The organism is Jiangella alkaliphila (genome assembly GCF_900105925.1).
Classification (GTDB): domain Bacteria; phylum Actinomycetota; class Actinomycetes; order Jiangellales; family Jiangellaceae; genus Jiangella; species Jiangella alkaliphila.
In genome coordinates this window covers 7,275,243-7,294,084 of record NZ_LT629791.1, presented here as the reverse complement: position 1 = coordinate 7,294,084, position 18,842 = coordinate 7,275,243, and the positions used below count along the sequence as shown (strand labels likewise).

7 protein-coding genes are annotated in these 18,842 nt (G+C 72.0%); all 7 read left to right on the top strand.

Features of this window, described 5'->3' with window-relative positions:
* Positions 1-53: 53 nt before the first annotated feature.
* Entirely contained in the window at positions 54-12,311 is a 12,258-nt protein-coding gene (locus BLV05_RS33545; RefSeq protein WP_152690978.1) for a right-handed parallel beta-helix repeat-containing protein, read from the top strand.
* 116 nt (positions 12,312-12,427) lie between these two features.
* Positions 12,428-13,813 carry a phosphomannomutase/phosphoglucomutase gene (locus tag BLV05_RS33540; RefSeq protein WP_046771475.1) on the top strand — a complete coding sequence of 462 codons (1,386 nt, stop codon included), beginning with the start codon at positions 12,428-12,430 and terminating at the stop codon, positions 13,811-13,813.
* Entirely contained in the window at positions 13,810-13,980 is a 171-nt protein-coding gene (locus tag BLV05_RS36785; protein ID WP_082155639.1) for a Trm112 family protein, read from the top strand. The genes BLV05_RS33540 and BLV05_RS36785 overlap by 4 nt, the downstream gene beginning before the upstream one ends.
* A gap of 4 nt (positions 13,981-13,984) precedes the next feature.
* The gene (locus tag BLV05_RS33530) at positions 13,985-15,004 is read left to right on the top strand and encodes an SIS domain-containing protein (RefSeq protein ID WP_052762934.1); all 1,020 of its coding nucleotides are present in this window, start codon (positions 13,985-13,987) and stop codon (positions 15,002-15,004) included.
* A gap of 98 nt (positions 15,005-15,102) precedes the next feature.
* Positions 15,103-16,266 carry a mannose-6-phosphate isomerase, class I gene (gene manA / locus BLV05_RS33525; protein WP_052762933.1) on the top strand — a complete coding sequence of 388 codons (1,164 nt, stop codon included), beginning with the start codon at positions 15,103-15,105 and terminating at the stop codon, positions 16,264-16,266.
* A gap of 42 nt (positions 16,267-16,308) precedes the next feature.
* Entirely contained in the window at positions 16,309-17,259 is a 951-nt protein-coding gene (locus BLV05_RS33520; RefSeq protein WP_046771473.1) for a cation diffusion facilitator family transporter, read from the top strand.
* Between the two features lie 136 nt (positions 17,260-17,395).
* Positions 17,396-18,832: an adenosylhomocysteinase gene (gene ahcY, locus BLV05_RS33515; RefSeq protein ID WP_046771472.1), complete on the top strand. Its 1,437-nt coding sequence runs from the start codon at positions 17,396-17,398 to the stop codon at positions 18,830-18,832.
* Positions 18,833-18,842 lie beyond the last annotated feature (10 nt).

The following is an 18,842-nucleotide window of genomic DNA, read 5'->3' as shown; positions in this document are numbered from 1 at the left end:
CAGGTGGGGCGTGCGGAATGGCCGGGGGGTCTTCCGCAGGGGGGCGGGTAGTCATGTCCAAGGGGCGGGCTAAAGCGCTGGTCGCATTGTTGGCGGCCATCGCCACAGTGGCCGGCATCATCGCGCTGACGGCGCCGGCGGCACAGGCCGGCGAGACGTTCGTGCTGACGAGTACCACGGATGCGGCCGACGCCGACGTCGGTGACGGCATCTGTCTGACCGGCGCGGGCGAGTGCACGCTCCGCGCCGCGATCCAGGAGTCGAACGCCTCGACGGCGCCGGACGTCATCCAGGTGGCGGCCGGCACGTACGAGCTGGCCATCGCGCCCGAGGGCGACAACGGCGCCGACACCGGCGACCTCGACATCACCGCGCCGGTCACCGTCAACGGTGCCGGCGCCGCGGCGACGGTCGTCGACGGCGGGGACGCGCCATCGGGCGCGCCGCCGGAGCAGACGGCGCTGGACCGGGTGCTGGAGATCCACGAGACGGCCGGGGCGGTGACGCTCTCCGGCCTGACGCTGCGCGAGGGCTTCGCCCAGGAAGAGGGCGGCGCCCTCTACACCGCGTCGGGCGGCAACATCCGCCTGAACGGTGTCAACGTCACCGACAGCGAGGCGATCGGCGACGGCGGCGGCATCTACGCGCTGAGCGGCACCGTGACGATCACCGGTGGCGCGCTGACCGGCAACACCGCGCACAACGGCGGCGGCGTGTTCGGCGGCGGCGAGCCCAGCCTGACCGGCGTGCCGAGCCGCCTGAACCTCAGCGGCGTCACCGTCGACGGCAACTCCGCCATGTCCGGCGGTGGCGTGTTCATCGACCACGAGGGCGCGCTGAACCTGACCAACACCCCCATCACCGACAACCACGCGACCGACGGCGACGGCGGCGGCGTGGTCGCCGGGTCGAAGGCGAGCCTGTCGATCCGCGGCGGCGCCATCGAGGGCAACACCGCGACCGGCGACGGCGGCGGCGTGTTCACCGGCATCGAGCGCCCTGTGTCCATCGAGGACGTCGCGTTCACCGGCAACGAGGCCGGCATCGAGGTCGAGGGCGTCACCGAGGGCAGCGGCGGCGGCCTGTTCGCCGGCGGCAGCGGCCCGGTCGTCGTCGAGTCGTCGACGTTCACCGAGAACAGCGCCGGCACCGCCGGCGGCGGCATCGCGCTGGAGAACAACGGCTCGGTGAACATCGAGAACACCGAGATCACCGGCAACCACGCGGAGGCCGGCGGCGGTCTGCTGAACGCGGCCGCGCGGGTCACCGTCACGGGCCTGACGATCATGGGCAACGAGGCCGAGCTCGACGGCGGCGGCATCCTCAGCGACGGCAGCGGCGACTTCACCATCTCCGAGACGATGGTCCGCGCGAACACCGCCGAGAACGGCGGCGGCCTGGCCAACGAGGCCGACGGCGCGCTGCGGGTCGAGTCGTCGACGTTCTGGGACAACCGCGCCATCCAGCGCTTCTCCGACGACACCGGCCTGGGCGGCGGCATCTACGGCCTGGGCGACGCCGCGGCGAACTACGAGAACGTCACCATCACCGGCAACATCGCGCAGGTGCGCGGCGGCGGCCTGTACATCGACGCCGACGCCGACGTGCACGTGGGCAGCACCACCATCGCGCACAACAGCGCACCGCTGGCCAGCGGCGTCGGCGGCGAGGTCAGCGTCCCGTCCGTCCCGATCGAGCCCAGCACCAGCGTGATCTTCCGCAACACGATCGTCTCGGACAACCTGCTCAGCCCGAGCTGCAACTTCGCCATCGGGTCCGAGGGCGGCAACATCGAGAACGGCGACTCCTGCCACTTCCGCGGCGCCCGCGACCGCCAGAACGCGTCGACCGCCGGCCTGGACGCCGTCGCCGACAACGGCGGCCCGACCATGACGATGGCGCTGCGCGAGGAGAGCTTCGCCATCGACGGCGGCGTCGAGCCGTGCCCGACGGTGGACCAGCGCGGCGTCAGCCGGCCGCAGGGCAACCAGCCGGACCCGGCGGACAACAAGTGCGACAGCGGCGCGTTCGAGTACGAGGGCCCGTTCGCGGCGGCCGACTCGAGCCCGCCGGACACCGCGTACGTCTCGGGCCCGACGCAGGACACCGAGAACACCTCGCTGTTCACGTTCACCGGCATCGACGACGTCACGCCGACCGAGGAGCTGCTCTACGAGTGCCGCCTGCTCGAGTTCGAGCCGGGCGAGCCGCCGGAGCCGCCGGACCCGACCGAGCCGCTGGACCCCGAGGAGATGTTCGTCGGCTGCCCGAACCCGTGGCAGGTCGAGCTGGTCGAGGACGGCATCTACCTGTTCGAGGTGCGCGCGATCGACCGCGCGGGCAACGTCGACCCGACACCGGACTCGGAGTCCTTCGAGTTCCAGCCCGACGGCACCGCGCCGAACACCGTCTTCCAGGAGACCCCGTCGGACCCGAGCGACCGCAACTCCGCGGCGTTCACGTTCACCGGCACCGACGACCGCACCGCGCCGCAGTTCCTGGAGTTCGAGTGCCGCATCGACACCGTCGACCCGGACGCGTGGCTGGAGTGCTTCAACCCGGCCGTGTTCTCGAACCTGGCGCCGGGCGAGCACACCGTGCAGGTGCGGGCGATCGACGGTGAGGGCAACATCGACCCGACGCCGGCCACCCACACGTGGACGGTGACCGAGCCGAGCAGCTGCACCGCGGCCAACATCATCCTGCCGGCCGCCGCCGACACCCATGTCGAACAGGGCCAGCCACTGGACAACTTCGGCGCGTCCGAGGAACTGGTCGTGCGGTCGAACGAGCCTGACCAGAACGCCCGGTCGTTCGTGCGGTTCACGCTGCCCGACGTGCCGGACGACTGCGTCCTGGAGCGGGCGACGCTGCGGCTGCACGGCGAGGGCGAGGCCGGCCGCTCGCTGGAGGCCGTCGCCACCGACGCCGCCTGGGACGAGTCCCAGCTGAACTGGAACAACCAGCCGGGCACCGCCGGTGCCGCCGTCGCGACCAGCTCGGGCGCCGGCTACCGCGAGTGGACCATGACCGGCCAGGTGCAGTCGATGCTCGACGGCGCCACGGCGAACAACGGCTGGACGATCCGCGACTCCGCCGAGGGCGACCTCACCGGCGCCGAGTCGTCGTTCATCAGCAGCGAGGCCGTGCTCGAGCCGCCGACGCCGCCGCAGCTGGTGCTGCGGTTCCAGGAGGTCGGCACGCCGGAGCCGCCGGCGCCGCCGGAGCCCGGCTCGCCGGAGACGGTGACCTGTGGCCAGGTGATCACCGAGAGCACCCGGATCGACAACGACCTCCTGTGCCTGGGCGAGGGCCTGGTGATCGGCGCGCCGAACATCGTCCTCGACCTCAACGGGCACACGCTGAAGAGCGCGCTGTTCGTCGACCCGGGCGCCGAGGAGGGTCTGCACGCGGGTGTCCGCAACGCCGGGCACGCCAACGTCGACGTCCGCAACGGCACCATCGAGTGGTTCGGCTACGGCGTGCGCATCCTCGGCGGCGGCGAGCACGGCTCCGTGCACGATCTGACGCTGACGAACAACCTCATGGCCGGCGTCGAGCTGCACGACGCCGACGACGGCCGCTACGGCGTCCACGTCCACGACAACGTGATGAACCTCAACGGCGACGGCGTCGCGGCGGTGTTCGGCACCGAGGGCGCCCTGGTCGAGGGCAACACGTTCGGCGGGAACCTGGGCCGGCAGGTGTACCTGTTCGACTCCGGCTACAACCGGGTCGAGGGCAACACCGTCAGCGGCCTCACGCACGACCCGCTGCTGGACAGCGACGGCGGCATCTACCTGGAGAGCGCCAGCGACAACGTCATCGCCGGCAACACCGTCTCCGACACCGGCGACGCGGCGATGGCGATCCACGCCGGCTCGCACCGCAACACCGTCGAGGGCAACACGTCCAGCCGCAGCAGCGACTCGGCGATCTCGGTCGACGACTCCGACGGCACCGTCGTCACCGGCAACGTGCTGCACCTGTCCGGCGGCGCCGGCATCTCGCTGTCCAACGCGCACCACGGCGTGGTCAGCGAGAACGACGCCCGGTTCAACCCGGGCGGCATCGCGTTGGCCGGCTCGCACGACAACGAGGTCACCGGCAACGAGGTCAGCCACACCGGCGCCGAAGGCATCGGGGTGGAGTCCAGCCACCGCAACGTCATCAGCGGCAACGTCGCCGACCACGGCGGCGGCGCCGGCATCGCGGTCACCGCGGAGCTGCTGGACGAGAACGGCAACCCGATCGACGGCAACGTCATCGAGGACAACGAGGCCACCGGCAACCTCGCCGACGGCATCGCTGTCGACGGCGGCGGCCACGAGGTCACCGCCAACGAGGCGTACAACAACGCCGGGTGGGGCATCACGGCCGACGTGCTGACGATCGACGGTGGCGGCAACCTGGCCAGCGGGAACGCCGAGCCGGAGCAGTGCGAGGGCGTCGTCTGCGCGCCCGGTACGGCCCCGCCGGTGCTGCCGCCGGACCTCACCGCGCCGGACACGCAGATCCTGACCCAGCCGGCCAACGGCGCCAGCTCGCTCTCGCCGCAGATCTTCACGTTCACGGGCACGGACAACCTCGCGCCCGCGACCGCGCTGCGGTTCGAGTGCCGGCTGGACGCGCCGCCGGACCCGCCCGTCGATCCGCCGGAGCCGGGCGAGCCGCCGCAGCCGCCGGACGTCGACAACTGGGTCGAGTGCGGCAGCCCGCAGATCTACCCGTTCCTGCTGTCGGGTGAGCACACGTTCGAGGTGCGGGCGATCGACCCGTACGACAACGTCGACCTCACCCCGGCGACGTACACGTGGAACGTGGTCCCGGCCCCGCGCGGCCCGGACGACCTGCCGCCGAGCACGACCATCAGCTCGGCGCCTGACGACCCGTCGACGGAGACGACCGCGACGTTCGCGTTCCGCGGCTCGGACAACGCCACCCCGGGTCCGTTCCTCACCTACGAGTGCCGGCTCGACGGCGGCGCGTGGGCGGCCTGCGTCAGCCCGGCCGAATACCCCGGGCTGAGCCTCGGCGAGCACACGTTCGAGGTGCGCGCCAGGGACGTCGCGGGCAACACCGACCCGACGCCGGCCGTCCACACGTGGACGATCGAGACGCCGCCGGACGACACGACGGATCCGGAGACGACCATCGACTCCGGACCCGACGTCACCACGGTGGACACGTCGGCGACCTTCACCTTCTCGTCCAACGAGGCGGGCGCGACGTTCGAGTGCAAGCTCGACACCGGCGCCTGGGCGGCGTGCACCTCGCCGGCCGAGTTCACCGGCCTGGCGGTCGGTGGGCACGAGCTGCAGGTCCGCGCGACCGACACGTCCGGCAACGTGGACGAGTCGCCCGCGAGCTACCTGTGGACGGTCACCGCCGCTCCGGTCCAGACGACGGTCACCTGTGGCCAGGTGCTCACCCAGAGCACGCTGGTCGACAACGACCTGACCGACTGCGCCGGCGACGGCCTGGTCATCGGCGCCCACGGCATCACCGTGGACCTCGACGGACGGATCATCGACGGTGTCGGGCAGGGCACCGGAATCCGCAACGACGGGTTCGACTCCGTCACCGTCCGCGACGGCATCGTGCAGGAGTTCGACTTCGGTGCCTCGCTCAACTCCGGCGTCGCGCAGAACATCGTCGACGGCCTGACGCTGCAGTCCAACATCACCGCCGCCGTCCAGCTCAGCAACGCCGACGACGGCACCAACGGCAACACGATCCGCAACAACGAGATCGCGGGCAACGCCATCGGCGTCTCGCTGCTGGCCGGGACGCAGGACGCGTCGATCACCGGCAACATCATCAGCGGCAGCACCGAGCAGGGCGTCTACCTGCTCAACTCCAGCGGCAACACGCTGGCGAACAACCAGATCAGCGCGACGAGCAACGCCGGCGTCCAGCTGGACGGCTCGAGCACCAACGTGCTGCTGGAGAACGAGGTCGCGACGAGCTCCGACGCGGCCGTCCTCATCCAGCTCGGCTCGCACGGCAACCGGGTCGAGGGCAACACCCTCACCGAGAGCGAGGCCGGCGTCATCGTCCTCGAGTCCAACGGCACCGAGATCGTCGGCAACGCCGCGACGACCAACGGCGACGTCGGCATCTCGCTGGAGACCGCCCAGGGTTCGCTGGTCCAGGACAACGACGTCCGCTACAACACCGGCGGCATCGCCCTCAGCGGGTCCAGCGGCAACCACGTCGAGGCCAACAACGCCAGCGACAACGCCGGTGTCGGCATCGAGGTCGGCGACACCTCGCTGAGCAACGTGCTGCTGGGCAACATCGCGATCGCCAACGACGGCGAGGGCATCGCCGTGAACACGTTCGCGCCGCCCGGCTCCGGCACGCTGGTGCAGGGCAACACCGCCAACAGCAACGCGGCGGACGGCATCGCGATCAGCGACGTCGGCCACATGATCGGCGGCAACGTCGCGAACAACAACGGCGGCTGGGGCATCTACGCCGAGACGGGCAGCGTGGCCGGCATCAACGTCGACGGCGGCGGCAACCGCGCCTTCGGCAACGTCGGCGGCGGCATCGACCCGGTGACGCAGCGGGTGATCCAGTGCTTCAACATCGACTGCGACGGCGGCCCGCCGCTGCCGACCGACCAGGTCCCGCCGGACACGTCCATCGTCTCCGGCCCCAGCGACCCGACCACCAGCACCTCGGCGACCATCACGTTCACCGGCAGCGACAACGCCACGACCGTGACGTTCGAGTGCCGGCTGGACGGCGGCGCCTGGGCACCGTGCACCAACCCCGTCACGTACACCGGCCTGGGTATCGGCGAACATCTCGTCGAGGTCCGCGCCACGGACTGGACGGGCAACGTCGACGAGACGCCGGCCCAGCACGCCTGGACCGTCGAGCCGCCGCCGCCGGGCGTCGCACCGGAGACCACGATCGACTCCGGGCCAGACGCGATGACCGTCAGCACGACGGCGGTCTTCACCTTCTCCTCCAACGAGGAGGGCGTGACGTTCCAGTGCAAGCTGGACGGGCTGCCGTACGTGGCCTGCACCTCGCCGGCCACCTACACCGGCCTCTCGGTGGGCGCGCACACGCTGCTCGTGCGGGCGACCGACGGCGAGGGCAACGTCGACGCCACGCCGGCCGAGTTCGACTGGACCGTCGGCGCACCGCCGGTGGCCGCCGCGGTGAGCTGTGGCCAGACCATCACGCAGAGCACGCTGGTGACGAACGACCTCGCCGGCTGCTCCGGTGACGGCCTGATCATCGGCGCCGCGGGCATCACGCTGGACCTCGGCGGGCACCTCATCGAGGGGTCCGGCCAGGGCGCCGGCGTGCGGAACTCGGGCTTCGACAGCGTCGCGATCGTCAACGGCTCCGTGACGGACTTCGACTTCGGGGTCCAGCTCGGTGACGGGGTCGCGAACAACGTCGTCGCGTCGATCCACTCGACCGCCAACCAGGACGCCGGCATCGCGCTGGCCGGCACGGACGCGGGCAACACCGTCCGGACCAGCACGGTGAACGAGAACGTCGCCGGCATCGTCCTGTCCGCCGGCACCACCGGCGCCGTCGTGCTCGACAACACGCTGAGCCTGAACCCGGGCGACGGCATCCGGCTCGACGGCGTCAGCGGGAACCGCGTCGAGGGCAACCTCGTCACCGGCTCCAGCGAGTCCGGCATCGCGCTCCTCGCCGCCACCGGCAACACGCTGCTGGACAACCAGCTCTCCGCCAGCAGCAGCGCCGGCATCTCGCTCGAGGCGGCGTCGGACGGCAACGTCGTGCAGGGCAACTCGTCCACCGTCAGCGGGTCCTACGGCATCAGCGTCATGGACTCCAGCGACAACGAGTTCGTCGCCAACACCATCGGCTCGGCCAGCGGCACCGGCCTCTCGCTCGACGGTGCGAACGACAGCGAGCTGCGTGCCAACGACGTGCGGTTCAACGCCGGCGGCATCGCGCTGATCCAGTCCAGCGGCAACCTGCTGCAGGGCAACAACGCGAGCGGCACGACCGACGCGGGCATCTCGCTGGAGAGCGAGTCGTTCGACAACGTCGTCCGGTCCAACACCGCAGGCGGCAACAACGGCGAGGGCATCTACGTCGCCGGCCAGGCCCAGTCCGGGCAGGGCAACCTCATCGAGAGCAACAACACCAGCAACAACGGCAGCGGCGGAATCCTGGTCAACGACGCCGGGCACACCGTCACCGCCAACGTCGCGAACAGCAACGACGGCTGGGGCATCTTCGCGCACGAGGACACCGTCGACGGCGGTCAGAACCATGCCACGGGCAACGCGGAGCCGGCCCAGTGCTTCAACATCGTGTGCATCATCGGCCCCGCGCCGGGTGCGCCCGACACGGAGATCGTCGACAAGCCGGCCGACCCGAGCAGCAGCCGCAACGCGCTGTTCACGTTCATCGGCACCGACGACGTCACACCGCTGGGCAACCTCGAGTTCCAGTGCCGCCTGGACAGCGAGGACGAAGCCGACTGGGTGGACTGTGAGAACCCGCAGGAGTACACCAACCTGAGCCCGGGTCCGCACAAGTTCGACGTCCGCGCGGTCGACGAGAACGAGCTGGTCGACGCCTCGCCCGCGAGCTACGAGTGGGAGTACGTGCCGCTGCCTCCGGGCGTCGCGCCGGACACCACGATCAACCTGAAGCCGCCGGCCGAGACGCCGCTGTTCGAGGCGCTGTTCACCTTCACCTCGAACGAGCCGGACGTGACGTTCGAGTGCGCCATCGACGACGCCGAGTACTCGCCGTGCTTCTTCGCGGTCGAGCACGAGTTCGACGAGACCGAGGTCGGGCAGCACACCTTCCGGGTCCGCGCCACGGACTCCGAGGGCCTGACCGACCCGACACCGGCCGAGTACACGTGGACCATCACCGGTGTGCTCGCGACGATCACCGACGGGCCGGCGTTCGAGCCGGGCCAGGGCACCGAACCGCCGAACGGAGGCGAGACCGAGGAGACGACGGCCACGTTCGTCTTCGAGGCCAACGTCGCCGACTCGACGTTCGACTGCTCGCTCGACTTCGCGCCGTTCGCGCCGTGCACGTCGCCGATGACGTACACCGGCCTGAGCGTGGGTGAGCACGTGTTCCGCGTGTTCGCCACCGACCCTGAGGGCGTCAGCCAGCTGGAGAGCACGGAGTACGAGTGGACCGTGGTGCCGAGCCTGGACACCGTGCCGCCGAACGCCGTCATCCAGAGCGGCCCGGCGGACCCGACCGGGGCGGTCACGTTCACCTTCACCGGCACGGACAACGTCACGACCCCCGCGGGCCTGCTGTTCGAGTGCAGCATGGACAGCGCCGAGGAGGCCGCGTTCTCCGAGTGCACCAGCCCGTGGACGTACCCGAACCCGGAGGCTCCCGAGCCGCTGGAGCCGGGTGGGCACGTGTTCTACGTGCGGGCCGTCGACGCCGAGGACAACATCGACCCGACGCCGGCGAGCCTGCCGTTCACCTTCGCGGGCGACTCGGTGGCACCGGCGGTCACGATCCTGACCACGCCGCCGGCCACCACGCCGGAGCCGGACGTGCTGTTCACGTTCAGCGCGAACGACCCGCTCGCGACGTTCGAGTGCAGCGTCGACGGGGCCGAGTTCGAGCCCTGCGAGAGCCCGTTCGAGGTCCAGGGCATGCTGGTCGGGCCGCACGAGCTCCAGGTGCGGGCGGTCGACATGTCGGGCAACACCGGCGCCGCCGCGGTCGCGGAGTGGACCATGGTCGGCCCGCCGGAGACGACGTTGCTGACCACGCCGGACGACCCGTCGGGTGCGGAGGTGACGTTCACCTTCGAGGCCGACGTGCCGGGGTCCACGTTCACCTGCGCTCTGAACGCCGGGCCGTTCCTGCCGTGTGCCTCGCCGCACACGTACTCCGGTCTCGGGGGTGGTGACCACGCGTTCCAGGTGGCCGCGACCAGCCCGGAGGGCTTCCTGGACGAGTCGCCGGCGGAGTTCTCCTGGACCGTCGACGCACCGGCCGACACCACGGCTCCGGACACCGTGATCGAGAGCGGCCCGCCGCCGGTCTCCACCGCGGTGGACGCGACGTTCACGTTCTCGTCCCCGGACCCCGGCGCCGGCTTCCAGTGCGCGCTCGACGGTGGCGCGTTCGGCGACTGCCCGACTCCGTACCTGCTGGAGGGCGTGGCCGAGGGGCCGCACCAGCTGAGCGTCCGCGCCGTCGACGTCCACGGCAACACGGACTCGACGCCGGCCGCGTACGCGTGGGAGGTCGACGGCCCGCCGGAGGCCGAGGTGACCGACGGTCCGCCGGAGGCCACCGAGTCGACGTCGGCCACGTTCGAGTTCGTCTCGGACGAGCCCGGGTCCACGTTCGTCTGCTTCATGGACGGCCTGGAGGAGCCGTGCACGTCGCCGGTGACCTACACCGGCCTCACCGTGGGCGCGCACCTGTTCGCGGTGCGGGCCACGGACGCCAACGGCAACGTCCAGCCCGACTGGACCGAGCACGAGTGGACGGTGACACCGCCGATGCCGCCGCAGACGATGCTGACGTCGGACCCGCCGCCGGCCACGACGAGCGCGACGACCGCGTCGTTCGCGTTCTCCTCCAACGAGCCCGGCACGTTCCAGTGCTCGCTGGACAGCGCGGCGTTCGCCGCCTGCGTCTCGCCGACGGAGCTGACCGGCCTGGCGCCCGGCGCGCACACGTTCGCCGTGCGTGCGGTCGACCTGGCCGGCAACCCCGACGGCAGCCCGGTGGTGAGCAACTGGACGGTGACACCCGTCGACACCACCGCGCCGCAGACGACGATCGGTGAGGGCCCGAGCGGCTCGACGGCGGCCACCACGGCGGCGTTCGAGTTCAGCGCCGACGAGGGCGGCTCGACGTTCGAGTGCCTCCTCGACGGCGGTGCCTGGGCCGCGTGCACGTCGCCGGCCGTCCACCAGGGTCTGACGCCGGGCGCGCACACCTTCCAGGTGCGGGCGACCGACGGGGCGGGCAACACCGACCCGACACCGGCGTCGCGGACCTGGACGATCACCGCGCCGCCGGCCTGCACCACGCAGACCGTGACGCTCAACGCCGTCGCCGACTCGTGGATCGACCAGGGCAGCCCGTCGAGCAACAAGGGCACCGACTCGAACCTCAAGGTGATGTCGAAGAGCGGCTCGAACCTGCGGGCGCTGGTCCGGTTCGACCTGCCCGACCTGGCCGACGGGTGCGCCGTGTCGTCCGCGACGCTGCGCCTCAACGCGGCCTCGTCGCGCAGCGGCCGGACGCTTCAGGCCATCCGGGTGGCCGCGCCGTGGACGGAGAGCGCCGTCACGTGGGGCAACCAGCCGGCGACCACCGGCACCCCCGCGACGACGGCGTCCGGCTCGGGCTGGCGGACGTGGACGGTGACCACGCAGGTGACCGCCATGTACACGGCGAACGCCGAGCACGGGTTCCTGATCCGCGACGCGAGTGAGAACAACGATCACGAGCAGCAGTTCCGCAGCCGCGAGTCCGGCAGCAACACGCCGCAACTGGTGCTCTCGATCGGTCCGGCGCCGGAGCCTGACACGACCGCCCCGCAGACGACGATCACGACCGGCCCCGGTGCCTCCAGCACCGCGTCGTTCGAGTTCATCGCCGACGAGCAGGGCACGTCGTTCGAGTGCTCCGTCGACGGCGGCGCCTGGGCCGCGTGCTCGTCGCCGAAGTCGCTGCCCGGGCTGGCCGTGGGGTCGGCACACACGTTCGCCGTCCGCGCCACCGACGCGGCCGGCAACGTGGACCAGACGCCGGCCACGGCGACCTGGACCGTGCCGATCGACTGCGGTGCGCCGATCACCGTTCCGGCCAACGCCGACGCCTGGTTCGAACAGGCCAGCCCGTCGACGAACAAGGGCGACGACTCGGCGCTCAAGGTGCTGTCCAAGTCGTCGAACCAGAACGTCCGCGCGGCGGTCCGGTTCGCGCTGCCCGCGCCGCCGTCCGGCTGCGAGGTCGTCGGAGCGACCCTGCGGCTGTACTCGGACTCCGCGGTCTCCGGCCGGACCCTGCAGGCGCAGCGCGCGTCGGCGGCCTGGACGGAGACGGGCATCAACTGGGGCAACCAGCCCGCAGTGGCCGGTGCGGTCGCCACCGCGTCGTCCGGCACCGGCTGGCGCACCTGGACGGTGACCGAGCAGGTGCTGGCCATGTACGCACCGGGCGCGAACCATGGCTTCGTCCTGCGCGACGCCACTGAGGGCGCCAGCGCCGGGCCGGAGCAGTCCTTCCACGCCCGGGAGAAGGGAGAGCACACCCCGCAGCTCGTCGTCACCTTCGGCGCATCGAGCTGAGCGTCTCCCTGACGAGCTCCCGTCCCGCCGGCTCGGACCGGCGGGACGGGAGCTTCACGTGTACGGCCGGGCGGTACGCCCCGCGCGGGGCCCGGCGGGCAGGATAGGGTCGCAGCGTGCGTGATCTGGTCCCGATCCTCAAGGCCTACGACATCCGTGGCGTGGTGCCCGACGAGCTCGACGACGAGACCGCCCGGGCCATCGGGTGGGCGGCGGCGCACGTGCTGGCCGGCGGCAGCGGCGCGCTGGTCATCGGGCACGACATGCGGCCCTCGTCGCCCCAGCTGTCCGCCGCGTTCGCCGACGGGGTCACCGCGGCCGGCGTCGACGTCGTCATGGCCGGGCTGACCAGCACCGACCAGCTCTACTACGCCAGCGGCGCCCTGGGCCTGCCCGGTGCGATGTTCACCGCCAGCCACAACCCGGCCCGGTACAACGGCATCAAGCTGTGCCGCGCCGGTGCCGCGCCGGTCGGCTACGACACCGGGCTGGCCGAGATCAAGGCCCTCATCGACGACGGCGTCGACTCACCCGTCGCGGCGCGCGGCCGGGTCGAACACCGCGACACGCTGCGCGACTACGCCGCCCACCTGCACGGCCTGGTCCCGCTCGACGGCGACCGCCCACTCACCGTCGTCGTCGACGCCGGCAACGGCATGGCCGGGCACACCGTCCCCGCCGTGCTCGACCTTCCCGGGCTCAAGGTCGTGCCGATGTACTTCGAGCTCGACGGCACGTTCCCGAACCACGAGGCCAACCCGATCGACCCCGCCAACCTCGTCGACCTGCAGGCGGCCGTCCGCGAGCACGGCGCCGACCTCGGCCTGGCCTTCGACGGCGACGCCGACCGCTGCTTCGTCGTCGACGAGCGAGGCGAACCGGTCTCGCCGTCGGCGCTGACCGCGCTGATCGCCGTCCGCGAGTTGCAGCGGGTGCCGGGCTCGCGCGTCGTGCACAACCTCATCACCTCCAAGGCGGTGCCCGAGATCATCGCCGAGCACGGCGGCACCCCGGTGCGCACCCGCGTCGGCCACTCGCTGATCAAGCAGACGATGGCCGAGTCCGGCGCCGTCTTCGGCGGCGAGCACTCCGGCCACTTCTACTTCCGCGACTTCTGGCGGGCCGACTCCGGCATGCTGGCGGCGCTGCACACGCTGGCCGCGCTCGGCTCCGACGACGCCGGCCGCCCGCTGTCGCAGCTGCTCGCGCCGTACGAGCGCTACGTCGCGTCCGGCGAGATCAACAGCACCGTCGACGACGCCGAGGCGGTCGCCGCGCGGGTCGAGGAGGCGTTCGGCAAGGCGCCCGACGTCGTCACCGACCGCCTCGACGGCCTCACCGTCGAGTTCACCGGCACACCGATGTGGTGGTTCAACCTGCGCCCGTCCAACACCGAGCCGCTGCTGCGGCTCAACGTCGAGGGCGCCGACCGCGCCGTCATGGAACGGGTGCGCGACGACGTCCTGCGGGTGGTCCGCGGGCCAGGGGAGGGGGCCGCGTGAGGCTCGATCCGACGCTGTTGCAGGTCATCGCCTGCCCGGTCTGTCACAGCGCGCTGGAGCCCGACGACGCCGCCGGTGAGCTGCTGTGCACCGGCTGCCCGCGGGCGTACCCGGTGCGCGACGACATCCCGGTGCTGCTCGCCGACCACGCCCGCAGCCGGTCGTAGCCCCGTGGTGTTCTTCGACGGTTCGCTCGACGACTCCGACGCGCTGAGCGTCGTCGACCCGGTCCTGCGCGACATCGCTGGCTGGGGCGCCCAGGTCCGCCTCGCCGACGGCGCCACCGCCGACGCGCTGGCCTCGCTGTCCGCCGGCGACCGGCCGCGCGCGATCGTGGCCGGCGGCGCCGACGGCCGGCTGTTCCGCGCCGTGCTGGAGCCGGTCTGCCCGGTGCCGTTCGTCGCCTGGCCGCACCAGGGGCTGCCCGGCTGGGCCGGCCCGCTCGACCTCGTCGTCGTGGTCTGCCGCTCCGGCCACGGCGACGACGAGATCTCCGCCGTCGCCGAGGCCCGCCGCCGCGGCTGCCAGCTGCTCGTCGCCGCGCCCGAGGACTCGCCGATGGCCGCGGCCGCCGCCGGCCGCGGCACGACGTTCCTGCCGGCCGGCAGCGCCGACCCGACCGCGCTGGCAGTCCCCGTCCTGCACGCGCTGCACATCATGGGCCTCGGCCCGCAGGTCGACGCCGAACCGGTCGCCGCCGCCCTCGACGAGGTCGCCGAGCGGTGCGGCCCGAGCGTCCCCGCCGACGTCAACCCGGCCAAGGAACTCGCCCTCGGCATCGCCGACGACGTCCCCGTCGTGTGGGGCGGCTCGGTGCTGGCCGCCCGCGCCGCCCGCCGGGTCGCCGAGGCACTGCGCTCGGCCAGCGGCCGCCCGGCCGTCGCCGGCGAGGCCGACCTGCTCGTGCCGATCCTCGAGGGCAGCCCCGAGCCCGACCTGTTCGCCGACCCGTTCGAGGACGGCGGCTCCGCGGCACCCCGCCCGGCCCTGATCATCCTCGACGACGGCGCCGACAGCCCGTCCGCACTGGCCGGCCGCGCCCGCCTCGACGCCGCGGCCGAGAGCTCGTCGGTGCGGGTCCAGGAGGTGCGGGCCACCGACGGCCCCGACATCGGCCGGTTCGCGGCGCTGCTGGCCACCGGCCGGTTCGCGGCCGCCTACCTCGCGCTCGGCCTCGGCCGTCCGGCCTGACGATCGTCGGTCGGGAGGGACTTCTACCCGCTGTAGCGAGGAGAACTCCCTCCCGGCAACGCGAGTTCCTGATGCGGCGTCAACTAGGCTCTCGGCTCGTGGCCGTGCTTCTGGACAACCCGGTGCGTTCCTACGCGTGGGGTTCGCCCACCGTCATCGCCGAGCTGCTCGGCCGGGCTCCGTCCGGGCAGCCTGAGGCGGAGCTGTGGGTCGGCGCGCACCCGGGGTCGCCGTCGACGGTGGCGGGCGACGGGCGGCCGCTGTCGGCGCTGATCGAGGCCGACCCCGTGGGGACGCTCGGCGACGCCGTCGTGCGCCGGTTCGGGCCGCGGCTGCCGTTCCTGCTGAAGGTGCTCGCGGTCGAGCGGCCGCTGTCGATCCAGGTGCACCCCACCATCGAGCAGGCCGTCGAGGGGTACGCCGCCGAGGACGCCGCCGGCCTCGCACTGGACGACCCGCGCCGCTCGTACCACGACCGCAACCACAAGCCCGAGATGGCGGTCGCCGTCACCCCGTTCGAGGCGCTGGTTGGGTTCGACGACCCCGCCGCCGTCGCCGCGTCGCTGGAGCAGAGCGAGCACCCCGACCTCGTCGGCGCGGCCGCCGTCCTGCGCGACGACGACGGGCTGGAACGGCTGGTCCGCCGCTGGCTCACCCTCGACGCCGCCGCGGCCACGCAGATCGTCACGGCCCTGACGGCGGAGGCGTCGGCGCGGCGCGCGGACCCGCGGTTCGGGCTGGTGCACCGGCTCGCCGAGGCCTACCCGCACGACCGCGGGCTGCTGCTGGCGCTGCTGCTGCGCCACCACGTGCTGGAGCCCGGCGAGGCGGTGTTCGTCCCGGCCGGCGTCCCGCACGCCTACCTGTCCGGCGTCGCCGTCGAACCGCAGGCCAGCTCCGACAACACGCTGCGCGCCGGGCTGACGCCCAAGCACGTCGACACCGCCGAGGTGCTGCGGATCCTGCGCTACGAGCCGCGCGGCGAGGTGCTGGTCCCGCCCGTGGTGATCGACCCGGGCATCGAGCTGTACCCCGTGCCGGGCGTCGACGAGCTGCGGCTGGCGCGGGTGCTGCTGAGCCGCGCCGGGGTCATCGCGCCCGGCCCGTGCCTCGTCCTCGTCGTCGAGGGCACGGCCTCGGTCGACGGCGTCGCGCTGGCCCGCGGCCGGGCGGCGTTCGTCCCGGCGTCCGAGCCCGACACGGCACTCACCGGCGACGGCGTGGCGTTCACCCTCACCACCGCCCTCGACCAGGCACGATAGTCCCTGACCATGCACGCACCGAAGCGAAGGAATCCCTGACCCATGGCCACTGAAGGTGGGACCAAGGCGGTCGTCGCGGCCCTGCTGGCGAACACCGGCATCGCGATCACCAAGTTCATCGCGTTCGCGCTGACCGGTGCCTCGTCGATGCTGGCCGAGGCGGTGCACTCCTGCGCCGACGCCGGCAACCAGGTGCTGCTGCTGGTCGGCGGCCGGCGCGCCCAGCGCAAGGCGACGCCCGAGCACCCGTTCGGCTACGGCCGGGTGCGGTACGTGTTCGCGTTCATCGTCGCGATCGTGCTGTTCAGCGTCGGTGGCCTGTTCGCGCTGTACGAGGCGTTCCACAAGTACGAGGAGACCCGCGACGGGCACCCGAACGAGCTGCTCGAGGGCGACTGGTGGTGGGTGCCGATCGTCGTGCTGGTCGCCGCGATCGTCATGGAGATCTTCTCGTTCCGCACCGCGATCGTCGAGTCCAACAAGGTCCGCCAGAGCAAGTCGTGGGTCCAGTTCGTCCGCCGGCACAAGTCGCCGGAGCTGCCGGTCATCCTGCTCGAGGACCTCGGCGCGCTGATCGGCCTCGTCTTCGCCCTGATCGGCGTCGGCATGGCCCTGATCACCGACAACGCCTACTGGGACGTCGCCGGCACCGCGGCCATCGGCCTGCTGCTCGTGGTCATCGCCGTCATCCTGGCCATCGAGATGTCCAGCCTGCTCATCGGCGAGGGCGCGGCCGAGGAGAACGTGAACAAGATCCTCGCCGCCGCCACCGCGGGCGACGACATCGGCCGCGTCATCCACCTGCGCACGCTCTACACCGGCCCGGAGGAGCTGCTGGTCGCCGCCAAGCTGGCCGTGCGCACGGACCAGACGGGCGAGCAGATCGCGGCCGCGATCAACGGCGCCGAGGAACGCATCCGGGCGGCGGTGCCGGAGGCGACGCACATCTTCCTCGAGCCCGACATCGACCGCGCGGCGGCGCCCGCACCGTGACGTAGAATCGCTCGTGACCAACCGGCGCAGGTGATGCCGCGGACCCAGATGGGTCGTGCCGGGCCGGACGACGTGATCGGCGCCTCGTCGCGCCCTGCGTCCGGCCCACCCGCCGTCCTCTGAGAGGAACCGTTCCATGTCCCTCGACTTCAAGGTCGCCGACCTGTCGCTGGCCGAGTTCGGCCGCCGCGAGATCCGCCTCGCCGAGCACGAGATGCCCGGCCTCATGGCCATGCGCGCCGAGTACGGCGACAGCAAGCCGCTCACCGGCGCTCGCGTCACCGGCTCGCTGCACATGACCGTCCAGACCGCGGTGCTGATCGAGACGCTGGTCGCGCTCGGCGCCGACGTCCGCTGGGCGTCGTGCAACATCTTCTCGACGCAGGACCACGCGGCCGCCGCCATCGCCGTCGGGCCCGACGGCACCGCCGACGCGCCGGCCGGGGTGCCGGTCTTCGCCTGGAAGGGCGAGACGCTCGAGGAGTACTGGTGGTGCACCGAGCAGGCGCTGGCCTGGCCCGATGCACCTGGACCGAACATGATCCTCGACGACGGCGGTGACGCCACCCTGCTCGTCCACAAGGGCGTCGAGTACGAGAAGGCCGGCGTCGTCCCCGAGCCCACCGGCGACGACTCGGAGGAGTGGCGGGTCGTCCTCGGCGTGCTGAAGCGCTCGCTGACGGAGAGCCAGAGCCGCTGGACCGCGCTGGCCCAGGAGGTCAAGGGCGTCACCGAAGAGACCACGACCGGCGTCCACCGGCTCTACGAGATGATGCGCGACGGCGCCCTGCTGTTCCCGGGCATCAACGTCAACGACTCCGTCACCAAGAGCAAGTTCGACAACAAGTACGGCTGCCGGCACTCGCTGATCGACGGCATCAACCGGGCCACCGACGTCCTGATCGGCGGCAAGGTGGCCGTCGTCTGCGGCTACGGCGACGTCGGCAAGGGGTGTGCCGAGTCGCTGCGCGGCCAGGGCGCCCGCGTCGTCGTCACCGAGATCGACCCCATCTGCGCGCTGCAGGCGGCCATGGACGGCTACGAGGTCACCACGCTCGACGACGTCATCGAGCGGGCCGACATCGTGGTCACCGCCACTGGTAACCGCGACGTGCTGACGGCATCGCATCTGGCCCGGGCCAAGCACCAGGCCATCGTCGGCAACATCGGCCACTTCGACAACGAGATCGACATGGCCGGGCTGGCCGCCGTCGACGGCATCGTGCGCACCGAGATCAAGCCGCAGGTGCACGAGTGGCGCTTCCCTGACGGCCACACCGTCATCGTGCTGTCCGAGGGCCGGCTGCTGAACCTCGGCAACGCCACCGGGCACCCGTCGTTCGTCATGTCCAACTCGTTCACCAACCAGGTGCTGGCGCAGATCGAGCTGTTCACGAAGAGCGCCGACTACCCGCTCGGCGTCTACACGCTGCCCAAGCACCTGGACGAGAAGGTGGCCCGGCTGCACCTCGGCGCGCTGGGCGTGCAGCTCACCGAGCTGACCCCGGCGCAGGCGTCCTACCTGGGCATTCCGGTCGAGGGGCCGTACAAGAGCGAGCACTACCGGTACTGACGGCGCGCGC

Coding starts and splice junctions, on each gene's coding strand:
- BLV05_RS33545 (WP_152690978.1), top strand. CDS start 54: ATGTCCAAGGGGCGGGCTAAAGCGCTGGTCGCATTGTTGGCGGCCATC.
- ahcY (WP_046771472.1), top strand. CDS start 17,396: ATGTCCCTCGACTTCAAGGTCGCCGACCTGTCGCTGGCCGAGTTCGGC.
- BLV05_RS33520 (WP_046771473.1), top strand. CDS start 16,309: ATGGCCACTGAAGGTGGGACCAAGGCGGTCGTCGCGGCCCTGCTGGCG.